The organism is Propionivibrio sp., from assembly GCF_049316945.1.
Classification (GTDB): Bacteria; Pseudomonadota; Gammaproteobacteria; order Burkholderiales; family Rhodocyclaceae; genus Propionivibrio.
Window position 1 is genome coordinate 18,350 of the sequence record NZ_JBMOJE010000046.1, and the last position, 16,843, is coordinate 35,192.

Consider the following 16,843-nt stretch of genomic DNA (forward strand, 5'->3'; position numbering starts at 1 on the left):
TCTGTCAGTGGAAAGATGCTGCATTGCTACGGAATAATCTACAGTTCCGACACAAACCGGCGGAGATTATCTCCTATATTTACAACCATGATTAGAAACCTGACATATTCCTCTTTCCGGCTCCTTTGTGCAGCGTTGGTCGCCTGCACTCTGGCTGCCTGTGCAACCAGGCCAGCATCCGTTTATCCGCCGGGGGTTGATTTGCCATTCAAGCCGGCTGCAAAAAATAGCGAAGCCAACCTGTTGAGCAAGGAAGATCTGGCGTTGATTGAAGAGTCTGTCAATCCTGTGTATCTGTTTGGCAGCGGTGATCGGCTGTGGGTTAATGTGTATGGTCGCCCTGAAGTGAGCGGCAAGCATGTCATTGGGCCAGATGGCATGATTACCGTGCCCCTGATTGGCGATGTGTTTTTAAATGGTTTGAGTCGCGAAGAGGCTCAGCGAGAACTGGACAAGCGCTTGCGTCAGTATTTCAGTTCGCCCCATGTGAATCTGGGCGTCGACGAATACACCTCGAACCAGGTGACTGTTCTTGGTCGTGTTGCAACTGCCGGCATCCAGCGTTTTCCGCATCCGCCGACGCTGGCGGAAGTGCTGGCTAACGCCGGAGCACTCCCGATTCTCGACAAGCAGGCGACACTCACTCGTTGCGCCATCATGCGCGGCCGGGAAAAACTGATCTGGGTCGATCTCAAGGCGCTGCTTAACGGCGACCCGGGATACAACATCCGCATGAAAAAGGGGGACATTGTCTTTATTCCCGACTCGTCCGATACCTCGATCTACGTCCTGGGCTCCGTCCCCAAGCCGGGTTCCTACCGTCTGACCCCCCGCATGACGGTTCTCGATGCCTTGGCGCAGGCAGGCGGGCCATCCGAAAATGCCGCCCCGGAAAAGATTGGCATCTTCCGTGCGAGTACGCAGCAGGCAGAAATTATCGATTTCGCTGAATTGATTGGCCCGAAACGGAGTGTCAATTATGCGCTTGAGGACGGTGATGTCTTGTTCGTGCCGACCAGTGGCCTGGCTGACTTTGGCTATTTCCTCCGGCAGATTTCACCGCTTATTGCGGTGCTGACTTTTGGCACGAATTTAACCAATTCGACCAAATAGGTGCTGACCTTGCTTCTCGAGATAGCGGACTGATATGAGTAACATTCGATGAGCTTGCCTGGTCTTAGGGGGCGAACGCTGAAAGCGGCGGTCTGGCTGGCGGGCGGTAATGTCACCTCGCAGTTGCTGCGCCTGACCAGCAATCTGATCCTCACCCGCCTGCTGTTGCCTGAAGCTTTCGGCCTGGTGGCTGCGGTCAATACATTATATTTTGCCCTTGTCATGTTCTCTGATCTGGGCGTTTGGCAATGTGTGGTCAAGAGCGAGCGGGGTCGGGATGCCTGTTTTCTGGGCACCGCCTGGAGTCTGCAACTGCTGCGAGGTGCGCTGCTGGCGTTGATTGTGCTGTTATTGGCTGTCGGCGTATTTTCTGCGGAAGATGCTGGTTTCTTCGCCTCTGGTACCGTCTATGCGGATCCGCGTTTGCCACCGATGATGGCAATTTTCGCGCTTTGTGCCCTGATTCAGGGATTCGAATCGATGAAGTTGGCCAGTGCAGAACGTGACCTGCAAGGCGGCCGTCTGGCGCGACTTGAATTAATGTCGCAACTCGGGACGATGCTGGTGACCGTGACGCTGGTCTGGTTTACCCGCTCGGTATGGGCCTTGCTGCTGGGCACGCTGTTTGGCGGCATGTTGCGTACCCTGCTCAGCCATGTCTATCTGCCCGGCCGTAACGCCCGGCCCTGCTGGGACAAGGCGTGCGCGCAGGAAATACTCGGATTCGGCAAATGGATTTTTGTTTCATCGATCATTGGTTTTCTAGCCGGGCATGGAGAGAAGCTCATTCTTGGTGCCAGCCTGAGCATTGCCAGCTTCGGTATCTTCTCGATAGCCGGCAATCTGTTGGCCGCCATTGCGGGTGTCTATAGCACCCTCAATGGCCGGGTCATATTTCCGGCCATGAGCGAGGCTTTGCGGTCAGCGGATCGCAAACAGGTGATCCGCGTCTATTCACGTGTCCAGCAGATCGCTGATCTTCTCCTTGGGACATTGACGGGAGGTTTGCTCCTCTCCGGGCAGTGGCTCGTCTGGTTGCTTTATGATTCGCGCTACCAGGCGGCCGGCTGGATGTTGCAGTGCCTGAGCCTGAGTCTTCTGGCGATGCGCCATCAGGTCGTCGAACAATTGATGTTTGCGCGGGGGCAGCCGGCTTGGGTCAGCGCCAACAATACCTTGCGTGCGCTCTCTCTGATCGTTGGCATTCCGCTGGGCTTTACGCTGGCGGGGGAACGTGGGGCGATTGTAGGTGTGGTAATCAGCCAGTTTGCCAGCTGGCCTTTGTCCCTACGTTTCAAATACGAACAAGGCCTGCTCAACTGGTCGACCGAAAAATGGTGGCTACCGGCGTTACTGCTCGGCATGGCGGGGGGCTGGCTACTTGATACGGGATTAACTGCGTGGCTACGTTAATCAGGAGCACTGAAAGCAAACGATGAGAATTACATTCATGATGCCGGCCGACGATCTCACCGGGGGAAACCGGGTCGTCGCCATCTACGCCAGAATGCTGCAAAACCGGGGGCACTCGGTTCGTGTGGTCAGTAATGCGCCAGCCCCGCTCGGTCTGCGGGAATTGTTGCGTCTGATTCGCCATCGGCGCTGGCACACGCTAAGTGCGCGCTGGCGTCCGCTGCCCGGGCATATCGCCTTGTCTGGCATAGCGCACACCACGCTGGAGCGCGAGCGTCCGATCACCGCCGATGATCTGCCTGAGGCCGATGTGGTCATCGCCACCTGGTGGGAAACTGCGGTCTGGATGCAGGCATTGCCGTTGGTGAAGGGGCGCAAGGTGCATCTGATTCAGGGCTATGAAATATGGGCTGGGGAGACGGTGCGCGAAAAGGTGCATGCCGCATTGCAGTTGCCCAACCTTAAAATTGCAATATCTGCGGGCCTCAAGCGGGACATCGAGGCCGTACTGGGGGATCTCGCTATGGCGGTGGTGCCGAATGCCGTTGACCTCGATCTGTTTGATGCGCGCCCCCGTCGCCATGGGCAACCACCGACGGTCGGCTTTATTTACGCGCAGGCCGCGATCAAAGGCGCTGATCGTTGCCTAGAGGCGATCAAGCTGGCTCGCCGACAGATACCCGACTTGCGCGTCCTGGCCTTCGGCGCCGAGTTGCCTGGCGCTGCCTTGCCTCTGCCAGAAGATGCGCACTACGTCTATCGGCCGGCGCAGCAACAATTGGCTTCGCTCTATGCCGCCTGCGATGCCTGGTTGTTCGCCTCGCGGCTGGATAGTTTTGGTCTGCCGATTCTTGAAGCCATGGCTTGCCGGACGCCGGTAATCGGCGTAGCGATCGGGGCGGCGCCCGACTTGTTGGCTGATGGAAATGGCGTACTGATTAGTGCACAAGAAGAGGCGGCGCTGGTGACTGAAATGGCGGCAGCGATCGTGGCGCTTTGCCGTCTGCCGGAGACTGAATGGCAGGCCTTGTCGGATGCGGCTTACCGCCGTGCGCGGAGCTACAGTTGGGAAGATGCAGCCGATCGTCTTGAACAACTCCTGCTGCAAGCCGCCGGCTGAATTCTGAATTCATCGCCTGAGTTTCAGGTAGGCCCGTTTGGCGGCGCGATAGAGACCGGCGAACTGGCGCAGAACTAAACTGCGATCAATGATCGATACTTCATGCAGGTCAGTGCGTGATGGCCGCTGGTAGCCCAGATTCTTCGAAAAATAATAGGCCTTGATCTGCGGATTTTGCTGGATGAAGGTATTCAAGGCGCCGTCATAGTGCATTGGGCCGCCCTCCGGGTGACCCGGTGGGCGTTGCAGTACCTGCTCGAGAAAGCCGACTAGACGGGTCAGGGTACGCCCGTTGATGGCATAGCAGTGCGCCAACAGCATGGGGGATGTTACGGGGAGCCATTCCGGTTGGCCGGGAAGGTTATCAAGTGCGTGACCGAGATAGGCGATATCCCAGTCGACTCCCTCCAGTGCGGCAACGGCCTGGGCGCCGAGCGTCTTGATGGTGCTGGAAAACGAAATATCGTCTTCCAGCACCAGAATATGGCGGAGCTGGTCATCACGAGCGGATGCCAGAACATTCAGATGACTGAGAAAACAGCCTCTCACCCCCCGGTTAGGGAAGCACGCGGCATCCTGCGGGGTGATTGCCGGGAAAAAGCGGGATTTTTCGGTATTGATCGGGAATCCGTGCTGCGCAAACTCGGCTTCCGTTTCGCGCCGTCGATCGAGACGGCTTGTCATGTTGATGATTTCGACCCGATCGAAATGGTCGATCACGGTGACGGCACGCTTATTTTCGCTTGGACTCATCGGAATTTCCTGTCTTGGGTACGCATCAGATTTCAGGCCTTGCCTTGGCTGGCTCGATATTGCTGCAAGGTCGTGGTGTACAACTCGCGGGTGGCGGCCAGCCGCATATTGCTCGGGTCGATTACCTGCGAACGTTGCAGGTAATCACGCGCCTTGAGCATCAGTTCGGGATTCCAGCGTCGACCTTCGATCAGGTTCATGATGGCCTTGGTTGCATTGAGCATGAAGCGCACCGTGGGCTCCTGATCGGCGACCTGAATCAGCAGGCGTGCACACTCCTCCAGATCGCCATTGCGCGTGGCAATGACCCCGCGATTGTTCAGTTCGACAATGCTCGGGGCGCTGCTTGGCGAGGCGCTTTCCGTTTGGACTGCGATGGGGGATGACTGTGTTGCTTGGGATGGTGTAGCCCCGATAATTGGCTCAGCCGGCTCCACCGCTTTTTTCTTGCGCTTGCCCCGAGGGGTCGACCAGCGTGTGCGCAACAATTCCCATTGCAGCTGCCATTGGGTCAGGCTCATGAAGCGCGACAGCTTGCCGCGGGTCAGGGTTTCGATGATCACCTCTTCCATATAGCCGCTGCCACGGAAGAGCGGGACGGAATTGACAAACAGGCCGACCGCTTCGGGGTCGATCTTTTGCAGCAGACGCTTGGCGCGGCTGACTTCGCCGCGCACCACGGCCTCGGCCTCGACAATGAGAAAGACCTGTCCCAGTGCTTCGATGAGCATTTCGGTGTCAGCACAGAGCAGTACGGGCGGCAGATCGTAAAGGAGGTAGTCGTATTGCGCTTCCCAGATTTTAAACGCCTGCAACAACAGATCGAGACGTTGCAGACCCGAAGCGCGTTCGCTCCCGACGCCGACGACGTTCAGGTTGGTGCCGCGATATTCATAGTGCCGGGGTAATGCGGCAAGGGCTGTCTTGCCCGCGAGATAGTCGGTGAGCCCTGGACTTAAGCTATCGAAGCCGGAGTAGGGCGAAAAAGTGTTGGCCTCAACGATCAGGACTCTAGCGCCCAATTGGCTTAGAGCCTGTGCCGTATCGAGGATGGTCGTGGTCGTGCCGCCACTTGATTTGACCGAGGTGAAGGCGAAGGATTGGCGCTGATGCCGGGTGCGTATCCTGATCAGTGCGGAGACGAAGCGGCGAGTCTGTTCTGTAGAAAATAGTTGTGTTGGCAGATCCTCGCGGCGAATTTGCCAGCCAGCAGCAGGGATCCCCATCAGCTTTTCGGCCTCGGTGACACTCCGAATGCGACGATCAAGGATGTCGATCACGATTGGCAAGGACAGCGCCAGCCCGAAAGCGGCGATGATCAGACCGAGTAGTAATTTGGTCTTTCCCAGGCCCATTGGCATTTCGGCCGGCAGCGCGGGGGTCACCAGGCGCACAAAACCGAGTGCGTTGCGCTCGGTGTCCAGATAATTGAGGCGTTCCTGAATCTGCTGCAAGCGCTGTTCACGCTCACGAATGCTCTTGGTCAGGTGCATGGCTTGCTGGAAGGTGCGGGCAAATTCAGCTGCCTGGCCTTCAAGTTGCCGTAACGACTGACGCATATCCTGTTCGAATTGCGATTTCTGATTCAGTGTTGCCTGAAGGCGCTGGCGGAAGTTTTCGAAGTTCTGGCGATCGAATTCATCCTCTTTGCTCTTCAGGCGTTGTTGCAAACTCTTTATTTCAGCTACGGCTGGGCCGCGTGCCGGGTGCTTCTCCTCGAGTCCGGAAATTTGCTGGGTCAGTTCTTCCACCCGTTTGGTGACTTCGGTGCGCAAGGTTTGCAGCCCCATATCCTGCAAACGCATTTCAAGCAGTGAGCGACCGAGTTCTGCAGGTATTTCCCGCTGATTGATAAATGACTTGAAGATGGCATCGGCTCGCGAGCGTTCAATTTCTGCACTTGAAGATTTTTCCCGCGCCGCGGAGAGCAGGCTGTCGTAAGGGTTCTGGGCATTGTCAGTGAACGTTGTCAGGCCTAGTTTTTCGCCCAGCGTGACACGTTCGCTTTCCAATCCAGAAACTTCACTGCGCAGTTTGGCCGCACTGTCGTTCAGGACGTTGAGCCGTTCAGACGAGCCATAAATCTGTTCCGTTTTACTGGTCTCGAGGAAGGAAGCCATGAGCGAGTTGATCAGCTCATGCAGGAATGCCTTGTCACTTTCTCCGCCTTCGATGCCCACCTTGACCATGTAAGTCTCAAGGATGGGCTTGATATAGAGGGTGGTTTGCAGTTTCTCTATGTATTTGCGCTCACTCAGCGCCGGCGGGCGGGGATCAATGCCTTTGGCCTTGAGATTGGCAAGGGCACGTTGCAGCACGTCGTAGCGGCTGACGGTCTTCGACAGGTGATTGACGTATTCGCGATACTGCTGGTTGGACTGCATTTCAACTTCAGCGTCGGATTGCAGGTTCTTCATGTATCGTGGCGAGACTTGGAATACAGACTCCGCTGTGTAGGTGCTTTGACCCTTGATCCACACCATGGGCAAGCCCAGCAGAAAGACGACAAACCACACCACCAAGCTCACGCGATAGTGGCGCTTGAGGCTAAGCAGCGGTTTGATGCCGATTCCCGGCTGGTCGTTAATGTCCATTAGTGGCGGCGTCGCGCTGGCTGATTCAAAGCTGCTTGTTGATCGGGATGCTGCATTAGACACAATGAGCATCCCAAGGCTGTGGCAGAAGTGTGAAATGTTTGGAGCGTCCGCGTTGTGTTCGCGGCCAGGCGCTGGTAAAGCGCGACTTGCCTGCGACCCGATTAGCCAGTGCGACCCTTGGGCCGCTCACGATAAGGAAGGCTTACGAAATAACTTCCCCGTTTCCAACATTCGAAACGGGATGATTTATGTGGCAGTTGAGAAGATAAAATCGGGGAGATATAGCGTAGCCGTTTTTAAGCAATGCCTGAGAGGCGCATGGATAGGCGATCTACAGAATACGTGCCTGAACAATGGCGTATTCATTGACTCTTCAGGCACGTATCCTGTAGATCGCCTATCGACGGGGCTTTCAGCGATGATTATTTATCCCGCTTACTGCCGCAGCGCATCGGCCGATAGTATCTCCGAGACTCGCTGAGGTTTTCAGGATGAATGGATTGCCTGGGCCTGGGTAATCCTGTTCAGGGCCTGAGTAATCTGGCTGATCAGGGCTGGCGCTTCGCTCGGCCAGCGTTCGGCGGGCAGGTTTTCGGCCTGTCGACACAAGGCGGCCAGTGCTTCAGCGCCAATGTTGGCGGCACTTCCACTGACAGCATGGGCGACATGCACGAATGAATTCTGGTTGCGCTGGTCGAGAAAGCCTTGCAGGCGTTCAGCGGCAGCGGCATGTTGTGTGCAGAAAACAGTGACGCCACGCAGCAGGGCGGTGCTGTCGCCGAGGAAACGTTCCAGGGCGCTGCTGACATTGATATCGCAGCCAGCCAGCCAGTGCGGGACTGCTGCATCCGCTTGAACTGCTCGCATTTCATTGTGTATCGGGAGGTCTGAGTTGCGCGGTGCCAACCAGCAGGTCAGAACGCCCCAGAGTTCATCGAGATCAATCGGTTTGGCGAGGAAGTCGCTCATGCCCGCGGCCAGGCATTGTGCCTGCTCCTCCTTGCCGGCGCCGGCCGACAGCGCAATCACCGGTTGCCGGTAGCCACGCGCACGCAAGGCCCGGGTGGCGGCAAATCCATCGAGCTCCGGCATATGCACATCCATCAGGATCAACTCCGGTTGCTTGTCGCCCGCCGCCAGGCTGTCGAGCAGTTCCCGCCCGTTATTTGCCAGCAGGACCTCGATCCCTGCACGTTCAAGCAAACCACAGATGACCTGCTGATTGACCAGAATATCTTCAGCCACCGCGACATAGGCACCGCGAAACTCCGTCGGAATTTCAAGGTCACAGACCGTGCTTGCCGGGGCTCTCGGCTGGCCCAGTTGCTGGCAGGCGTTGCACAGGGCGAGCGGGGTGAGTGGGCGGCTGAGGACGGCAATGTTTGGATGGCCTTCACATTGTGTGCGCAAGGTGAATGTCGTATCGGGATCGGCCAGCAGGAGGAGGGCCGTATTACGCGCGATGGCTTCTTCCAGGCGTTGTTTGATCGGCGAATCCGGCGTCACGACGTAGAGGGAAATGTTGGCCTCGCTGTCACCCGTTGTTCGTCCACCCAAGGCGCCAATCAAGTGCGAAATGGCTTGGGACTGGCGAGGGCCGGCATTTTCGATCCTGATGGCGCCGCGATGGGCCAGGGAATCGGTCGCCTCGCCGGGGCTGCCGGTGGCCGCTATCAGAGGCAATTCAAGCGTAAATGTGCTGCCTATGCCGAGGCTGGAGTTTACCGAGAGCTCACCACCCAAGCCCTGAGCCAATTGACGGGCGATGGCCAGTCCGAGGCCGGTTCCACCGAAGCGCCGTGTTGTGCCTGCGTCGGCTTGGGTGAAGGGCTGGAACAGGCGGGCAATGGCCTCTGCGCTGATGCCACAACCGGTGTCAGCGATGGAAATGGACAAAATTTCGCGGTCGGCCGCGAAATCGACTTCAATAGTGAGCAGGATTTGCCCATGCTCGGTAAATTTGACCGCATTGCCAAGCAGATTGATGAGAATCTGAGTCAGCCGCAATTGATCACTCATGATCCAGCGGGGTAGTTCAGCAGAAATGTCGAAAATGACTTCAATACGCTGGTTGGGTACCGATTGAGCGCAAATCACCGAAAGCTCTTCGAGGACAGCGTACAAGTCCACTGGCCGTTGCTCGAATTCGAGTTTGCCGGCTTCGATCTTGGCGAAATCGAGCAGGTCGTTGAGCATGGCCAGCAAGGTTCGGCCGGACTGGGCAATCTTGTTCAGATAGTCGCGCTGTTGTGCGTCGAGCGAGGTCATCAAGGCGAGTTGGGTCAGCCCGATGATGCCGTTCATCGGCGTGCGGATCTCATGGCTAACGTTGGCGAGAAAACGTCCTTTCGCCGCATTGGCGGCTTCGGCGGCATGGCGTGCCGTCAGCAATTCCTGTGACAGGCGACGGGCTTCAGTCACATCGTCGATGACATGCAGGAACAGATCCTCGTCGGCCTGAATCGACGACAAGGTGATGTTATGTAGTCCATCCTCGCCAAGCATGGTCAGCTCGGCTTGGCTGATGCCCTGTTCGGCGAGCAAGGCAAAATGCTTGGCGGTCTCTTGAATACTATTTTCAGCAAAAATATCCCGGACCCGCATGCCCAAAAGTTGCTTGCGATGCCAGTTGCAAATGCTGCTGGCGGCGGGGTTGGCGTCATGGATAACACCTTCGGCATCGGCTTCGATGATGCCATACAGGGCGTAGTCGAAGTGGATCTGTAGCGCGCGTTCCCGTCTGCGTTGCTGCAAGCGGCTGGCGGTCAGCGGGAGGTGCGGAAGTGGCAGGTTGGCGGCGTGTCTGGCCAGTTCGGCGAGCAGCGATCGCTCTTCTTCTGACAGCGCGGGCGTATCGATTTGCGCCAGGCGGTCTACTAACTGGCGCAAAAGGGGCGCGAGGGAAGGCGTACTCACGGGCTAGTCAGTCGCGGTGACTTGAGCCGATTGGAGTTTCTTGATCATGCGAATACTGGCCAGTCCGGTCATCGGTCGGCTGTATATGACGCGGTCGACGCTGTTTTCGATAATGAAAAGGCCAAAGCCACCATCCGATGCGCCGCTGAAATCCGGTGCTGGCGGCGCATCTTGGACGAAAGGCTGGCCGGCATAAACCAATTCGACGCTCAGTTCAGTCTGGTTGCGTTTGAGTACGGCAGTGAATGGGGCGTCGCGCAGTTTTTCCGGGGTATGCCGGATGACGTTGGTGGCTGCCTCGAAGGCGGCCAGGATCAAGGCTTGTACAGACTCTTCCGGCTGATCTTGCGCGAGTACGGCAATACGCTGGCGCAAATGACCGAGTTGCTTGAATTGACGGGGCACATCGATATATTCCGGTTCGTTGCGGTCTGTAATCTTGCCGCGTAACTGGCTGCGTAGTGGCGTGATCTGGATAACAATCGCCGTCCGGTCGTCGTTGCCATTAGGGCGCTCTGTGAAGTCGTGGATGTCACTGCGCAACGACTGCAGCAGAATGGATGAAGATGCACCCAGTTGCTGCCCTGTCTGCAGTATCGACGCAATGCGCGTTTCACCGTAATACTCGCCATTTGGGTTTATTGATTCAGAAATGCCGTCTGAATAGAGCATGATACTGTCGCCAATCATCATCGGAAACACCTGCTCTTGATAAACTTCGTTTTCAATTACGCCGATCGGTAAATTGTCGCCCTCCAGTTTGTTCAGTCGGAGGCCATTCTTTGAGACCTGAATGGCCGGGGTATGCCCGGCATTGACTACGGTCAGCGTCATAGCTGCGTGATCGAAGCGCAGTAGAGAGAGTGTAACGAAGGTATTGAATTTGATCAGATCGGGCGTGACTTCTTGATGAATCGCGTTGATCAGTTCTGCTGGCGAGGGGAAAGATGCCTTCTTGCTGTTAGCCATGTGCTCGATAAGCAGCCGGCGATAGGAACTCTTGATACCCGCCCCGATCATGGCTGCCGCTATTCCCTTACCCATGACATCTCCGGTCAGGATTTCAAAACTATGCGGGCCAACCCGGGTAAAGGTATAGAAGTCGCCATCAATGCCCTGCGATGCCTCGCTGAAGGAGGCGATTGCAAAGCCGGCCAGATTGGTTGGTGGGGTACCAAACAGCAGGCGCTGCTGAATGGCAGAACTGATATCGATTTCGCGCTGGCGTGCCAGGGCGACTTGTTGTTCAGCCTTGATCCGGTCGGTGATTTCAGTGCGAATAGCGATGTACTTATCAGGTTTCCCATGTTCGTCGAGCCAAGGAACAATGGTCGAGTTGACCCAGTACAGCTCACCGTTGCTTTTACGGTTGGTGATCTCGCCTTTCCAGGTCTTGCCTGAAGTGATGGTCTGCCAAATATCGGTATAAAACTCTGGCGGGTGAAGGTCTGACTTGATAATGCAGTGGGTTTTGCCAATCAATTCTGCCTGAAGGTAGCCTGTTATTTCGCAGAATTTTTCATTCACATAGGTGATTAACCCCCGGCTGTCAGTAATACTGACCAGTGCATGTTTGTCGAGGGCATCCTTCTGGGCGTTGAGTTCAAGTGACATGTCGGCGAGAAGTTTGTTTGTATGTCTATTGCGTGCTTCCAGTTCTAATCGATGGCTAATATTCAAAATGGAAAACAAAATATTTGTTTCGTCATTTTTGATGTTGTAAGCGCGTGCAGAGATGGCTACCAGCAATGTCTCGGCATTTGGCAGTGTCAACTTGCCTTCCGTAATGGTGTCGAGTCGTATCAGATCGGTTAAGGCAATTGCCTTGCCGGACAGGTCAGACAGGCTGAATTCCAAAATGTCCTTATTCAGCAAGTCTGCCGTACAAGATGAAAACATCCGCTCGGCATTTGCGTTGACCTTCTGAATGATGAACTGGCTGTTGGTGATGAGCAGACTGTCATGGATGACATTGAAGGCAGATTCCAGTGTGTTGGCCAGAATTTTCTGCTCGGAAAGTGATTGCTCCAATTGCTCGTTGTACGAAATCAACTGCTTGCGCATGTGATCGCGTTCAAGAACGTTGGCGACTCTCAGGCGCAATATCGGCACATCCAAGGGCTTTGTAATGTAATCAGTCGCCCCCAGTTTGAATCCCGTGACCTTCGAACTCATGTCGGACAGTGCCGAAAGGAAGATGATCGGTGTATCACAAAGCAGCTCGTTATGGCGTAGATGCTCTGCCGTTTCAAAGCCGCTCATGCCTGGCATCATGATGTCAAGAATGATCAGGTCGGGTTTTTCAGCAACGGCCAGCGCTAAAGCCTCCTCACCTGAAGTTGCTGTCAGCGTCTGATAGTTTTTAAGCGCGGCCTTACAAATCAAAAGATTGTTCGGTGCATCATCAACGATCAATATCTTGGCCAGGTCGGTAGTCTGTTTGTGAGATGTGCGGGTAGGCATGGTTGAATTATCGATGAGAGGAGTTTCAAGGGCGTGATTAGCTCACGCCTTTGGGCGTGCCTAGATTGAGGCTAGTGCTTCGTCAAGCGAATTGTAGATGGAGAAAATCCGATGCATGCGGACAAGTTCGAACAAGGCACGAACCGGTTTGGTCAGGCCGATCAATTTGAGTTGGCTTTCTTTGTTGTTCATTGTGCGCAGGCAGGAAAGCAGGACGCCGAGACCTGAGCTGTCGACAAACCTCAAGGGACTCAGGTCGACGATAGCCAGTATGTGGCTGTCGAGATAGGGCTGGATCGATTCCTTGAAGTCCTTACTGTTACTGGCATCGAGGTTTTCGCCTTCGGCCGTGATGAGGATGCCTGAGGTGTTTTCGAGCGCCTGTGTTTTGAGTTTCATGGGGAGTTCCTTTTAGCGGATCAATAGTGAAAGGGAAGTTCGTTTTTTTTCTTTGAAATGAGGGTGGACCGCAACAGCCGGCCGCCGTCGTTCATGACATGGCCGAAATAATTGACAATGATTCGCCATTGCGTTTTACGCGGCAGACCAGCGACGGCGCAGGCATCACTGGCATAACGAAGGGCTGGATCAGTCGCGACAGCAGGTTGCAACATGGATTCATTCAACAAACCACAGGAATGAGCATGGTAGAGCGATTGCCAGTGTTCCGGAAGCTTGGCGACGTCGGCGACATCACGCAGTTCGAGGCCGAATAACTTGATCTGATCTCTGGCCACCGCATGCAGTCCTGGATAGAAGATATGCACGAAATGCTGCAACCAGTTTTGTTGCGGGTGCAAGGGCAAATAGTGCGCTGTATTGGCGATTGGCAAGGCAATGATTTCGGGTGCCAGCCCATGTGAAGCCGGCCTGAAAATGCGCAGCGTTGTGATTGTTCGGAAATTCTGACCGGCCTCTTTCATGATCAGACGGCCTGCGGCGTACAAGGGAAAGAGTAGAACGCGCAGCAGGATCATGCTCAGCATGCTCAGATACCGGCGGAAAGGCTGTTGGTACACGCTGCTTTGCGCGGATGCCAGCAGATGCGGTTCAATCTTGCTGAGCAGCGCACTGTTTTTAATGCTGGCGAGTGCCCCGGGGGCGGCCACGGCTTGTTCGAGAAAGAGGCCACCACCGACATAGGTTTCGGGAAGGATCACGCTATCGCGAATTTCAGCCCCCAGGTCGACGATGGCATCGTGACCGATCACCGCGTTGGGGCCGATCAGGGTATCTGCTTCGATACGGGCATTTTGGCCAATATAAACCGGCCCGATGAGCTTGGTACTTGGATTAATACGGGCTCCGCGGGCAATCATGATGGTGCTGTCCGCCTCCTTGGCAACTGCGTGCAGGCGGCGGATGCTGCTCTCCAGATAGCGCTTGTCACTGGAGAGGTCGAACGGAGCCGAGACCAGTTGGCGGGTGATGCGGCGATCCTCGGTGATTGTTGTTTCCAGGGTTTGATGGCTGTCGAGATGGCTGAAAGTGTTCAGGGTCCGGCCAAGGAACAGCCCCCAGCCGGTCCAGCATTGCTGTCCTTCGCCTTCCCCTTCAAGGGGAAGGTTGGGATGGGGATGGGCTGCCCCGGATTGCCAGCAAAAAGCCGTATCTGCAGCGACAACTTTGTCTTCCGCAGGGTTGATCAGTTCGCCGGGTATGCTTTCGGCAGAAGCCAGCCAGTGCGCTTCGTCAGGCGCCAGGCTGAGACGTTTCAGGTTGCTGGCCAGCGTTTGTTCTTGGTCGCGATAGTGGTAGGTTACCTTGATCCCCCAGCGTTCGCCGTTGCCGAGAAAGTGGCGGACCGTTTCCGGTTGATCATCAAGAAAAACGTGAAATGTCTGGCAGCCAAGGCGTACCAGCGCCTCGGTCGCCACTTGAAGCATCGGTTTGTCGATCAGTGGCAGCATGGCGCGCACTTTTCTGAGCGGCGGTACCGTGTGCTGTCCATGCCAGCCGATCAATAGAATGGCCGTTCTGGTTTCCCGTGCGTTCATTTGCTTTTCCCCGATAGCTGCTGGCGCAGCCGGTCTGTTGTGACGCGTGCCATGAACATCCAGTTGCCGAGCAGATAGCGTTTCCACAGACGTCCGGGTTCCTGAAGCAGGCGAAATACCCATTCCACTCCCATATAACGCATCCATTGCGGTGCGCGCGGGATAGTTCCTGAGTAGTAGTCGAACAGTCCGCCAACGCCAAGGGTCACGGTGGCAGCGCAAGCGGCGGCGTGTTTTCGAATCCAGTTTTCCTGGCGCGGTGCGCCCATGGCGACGAAAAGGACATCGGCACGGGTAGCACGAATACGTTCGAGGACGGCCGGCGTTTTTGCTTCGCCGAAATATCCGTTCTGGGTGCCTGCGATGATCAGTCCAGGATGGTGATTTTTCGCCCACTCAGCGGCAGCATCGGCGATGCCGGGTTGCCCGCCGAGCAGAAAAATGCGCCGGCCATTTTGACCGAGTTCGGCACACAGTCGCGGAAAGAGGTCGGTGCCATTGACATTGGCACGAACCGGTTGATGCAGCAGTTTGCCGGCTATTTTCATGCCGATTCCGTCTACAAACACCCAGTCCATCGTTTCCAGTGTTGCCTGATAGGCCGGATCGCGTGCGGCCAGATTCACGCAGTCAGCATTGACGAAGGCGATTTGTACCGGCGTCTTGCTGACCAGGGCGCCATCAATGGCATTCAGGGCATCTTCCATTGCCAGATTGTTCAGGCGAATGCCGCGAATGTTGATGGCGGCGAGAATCGGCAGGGTGTTCGTCTCCATTTAGTAGGCTCCTCTACCGGTGATCACCGCCGGAATGGTTTTAAGCAGCAACTTGATGTCATGGCGGGTGCTCTGTTGCTCTATATATTCGATGTCGAGGCGGCATTGCTGGTCAAAGGGGATCTCCGATCGACCGGATACCTGCCAGGTACAGGTCAGCCCCGGGGTGATGTCGAGCCGACGACGATCGTCGAGGCTATAGCGTTCGACTTCGCTGACCAGCGCAGGACGTGGTCCGACCAGCGACATTTCGCCTTTCAGTACGCACCACAGTTGCGGCAGTTCGTCGATGCTGGTTTTGCGAATGATGCGACCGATCCAGGTAATACGCGGGTCACGCTTTATTTTGAAGGTAACGCCGCTATCGCCGTGCTGATTGCTCTGGATCAGCTTGAGGCGTAGTGCTTCGGCATCAACGACCATCGAGCGGAACTTTGGAAAGGTGAAAGGCTTGCCCCATTTGCCGACCCGAACCTGCCAGAACATTGCCGGTCCGCCATCGGTTGCTTTGATCAATAAAGCCACCAGACTGAACATCGGCGCCAGCAGAATCAGGGCGCACAGAGCGGCGATGATGTCGATCATGCGTTTGATCAGGCCACCGGCCTGCGCCGAGAGACGCCACAGGCGGAGTTTGATGAGTTGCCCCAACCGCTGCTGCAACGATGGCTGCAAACGTGTCTCCAGTTCAAGTAGCGCTTGGCTATCGCGGTTTAGCTGTGGATTCATTTTCGGGGGTGTCCGGCGGTTGCTGTGATGATGTGTATTTAAGCAACTGGCCGGGCGAGGTTGTGTCCTGACTGCAAAATCATTGAGAAGTGGCAGTGTTTTTATCAATGGCGGATTCAATGCGAGGTGGCGTTAAGTAAAAAAACACTACCTTCCCCCGGTCGTGGCGGATGCCAGACTTCGATTATTAACAACCTTCATTATTTCCAACTCGGAAAATCAGCGAGCGACCAAAGTGGTCGAGTAGCATGCCAACATCAGATCCCCGTGACAGGCAGCTTTATGATCAGTAAGGCGGAGTAAATAAACATATCAAGTCTGCGCTATTACGTTCGGTTAGATGACGTAGCTCCATTGACCATGGAACTTATTGTGTTCAATGTTAATGCTCTTCATTTCTTCATCAGTAGCCTAGCCTCCTGTTGGGTAATTTTGACCATCCAGATGGCATTTTACTTTCAATCCTTTGCCGTTGTTGTCCTAGCGATGGGATTAACGATCATTTCATAATCACGTAGTGGCTGGCTCCCAGCGCCAATAATTATGTGTAGCCGGCAAAGCCCGACTCCACCATTCCGCATGAGTGGAAGCTGATTTCCATGTTCCAAGTGCACATAATTGGGTACTGTGCATAAGGCAGAGGGTTTTTGGCCTGACGGTCGCGGCGCGATGAGTTAGATGAGCCGAGAGGCCAACCTTCCTCGGCCGGTAGGCTAAGAAATATTTTGTACTAAACCAACTCGACTGTTGGTGGTGCTACGGGCATTGAATCAGGATGGGCAGGTCGAACCACGAGGTGGAAGAAGCGAGCCACTGACGATTGCGCATTCGATTGCTGGCCAGGCATTGGATTCGGAGTGACTGCAATGCATGACTCAGCTGCAGCTCAAGTTGCTGCCCCCGATGGCGCCGCTAAGGAACGCCTACGAAATAACTTCCCCTTTTCCAACATTCGAATCGGGAAGG

Annotated in this window: 11 protein-coding genes; 3 read left to right on the forward strand and 8 right to left on the reverse strand. The window is 55.6% G+C overall.

Translation table 11 applies throughout. From position 1 onward, the window contains the following. Positions 1-201 precede the first annotated feature (201 nt). From ACOYNV_RS12185 to ACOYNV_RS12195, 3 genes are read left to right on the forward strand one after another with little or no spacing between them, the layout of a single operon-like run. Complete coding sequence (locus ACOYNV_RS12185) at positions 202-1,113, forward strand: SLBB domain-containing protein (RefSeq protein ID WP_422900049.1); 912 nt, start codon at positions 202-204, stop codon at positions 1,111-1,113. Positions 1,114-1,161: 48 nt separating this feature from the next. After that, positions 1,162-2,526, forward strand: a complete 1,365-nt coding sequence (locus ACOYNV_RS12190) for an oligosaccharide flippase family protein (protein WP_422900050.1) — start codon at positions 1,162-1,164, stop codon at positions 2,524-2,526. A gap of 22 nt (positions 2,527-2,548) precedes the next feature. Beyond that, complete coding sequence (locus ACOYNV_RS12195) at positions 2,549-3,646, forward strand: glycosyltransferase family 4 protein (protein WP_422900051.1); 1,098 nt, start codon at positions 2,549-2,551, stop codon at positions 3,644-3,646. 9 nt (positions 3,647-3,655) lie between these two features. Here ACOYNV_RS12195 and ACOYNV_RS12200 read toward each other — a convergent pair whose 3' ends face one another. The 8 genes from ACOYNV_RS12200 to ACOYNV_RS12235 all read right to left on the reverse strand — a co-directional run bounded on the left by ACOYNV_RS12200 (position 3,656) and on the right by ACOYNV_RS12235 (position 15,877). Further along, entirely contained in the window at positions 3,656-4,399 is a 744-nt protein-coding gene (locus ACOYNV_RS12200) for a glycosyltransferase family 25 protein (protein WP_422900052.1), read from the reverse strand. A gap of 32 nt (positions 4,400-4,431) precedes the next feature. Continuing rightward, positions 4,432-6,993 carry a GumC family protein gene (locus tag ACOYNV_RS12205; protein ID WP_422900053.1) on the reverse strand — a complete coding sequence of 854 codons (2,562 nt, stop codon included), beginning with the start codon at positions 6,991-6,993 and terminating at the stop codon, positions 4,432-4,434. Between the two features lie 489 nt (positions 6,994-7,482). Beyond that, positions 7,483-9,912: an ATP-binding protein gene (locus tag ACOYNV_RS12210; RefSeq protein ID WP_422900054.1), complete on the reverse strand. Its 2,430-nt coding sequence runs from the start codon at positions 9,910-9,912 to the stop codon at positions 7,483-7,485. 3 nt (positions 9,913-9,915) lie between these two features. After that, entirely contained in the window at positions 9,916-12,327 is a 2,412-nt protein-coding gene (locus ACOYNV_RS12215) for a SpoIIE family protein phosphatase (RefSeq protein WP_422900055.1), read from the reverse strand. 108 nt (positions 12,328-12,435) lie between these two features. After that, positions 12,436-12,774, reverse strand: a complete 339-nt coding sequence (locus tag ACOYNV_RS12220) for an STAS domain-containing protein (RefSeq protein WP_422900056.1) — start codon at positions 12,772-12,774, stop codon at positions 12,436-12,438. A gap of 20 nt (positions 12,775-12,794) precedes the next feature. After that, positions 12,795-14,372, reverse strand: coding sequence for a hypothetical protein (locus ACOYNV_RS12225; RefSeq protein ID WP_422900057.1), 1,578 nt, complete (start codon positions 14,370-14,372; stop codon positions 12,795-12,797). After that, the gene (locus ACOYNV_RS12230; protein WP_422900058.1) at positions 14,369-15,148 is read right to left on the reverse strand and encodes a WecB/TagA/CpsF family glycosyltransferase; all 780 of its coding nucleotides are present in this window, start codon (positions 15,146-15,148) and stop codon (positions 14,369-14,371) included. The genes ACOYNV_RS12225 and ACOYNV_RS12230 overlap by 4 nt, the downstream gene beginning before the upstream one ends. Then, positions 15,149-15,877, reverse strand: coding sequence for a sugar transferase (locus tag ACOYNV_RS12235; RefSeq protein WP_422900059.1), 729 nt, complete (start codon positions 15,875-15,877; stop codon positions 15,149-15,151). It abuts the gene before it with no gap. Between the last annotated feature and the right edge of the window lie 966 nt (positions 15,878-16,843).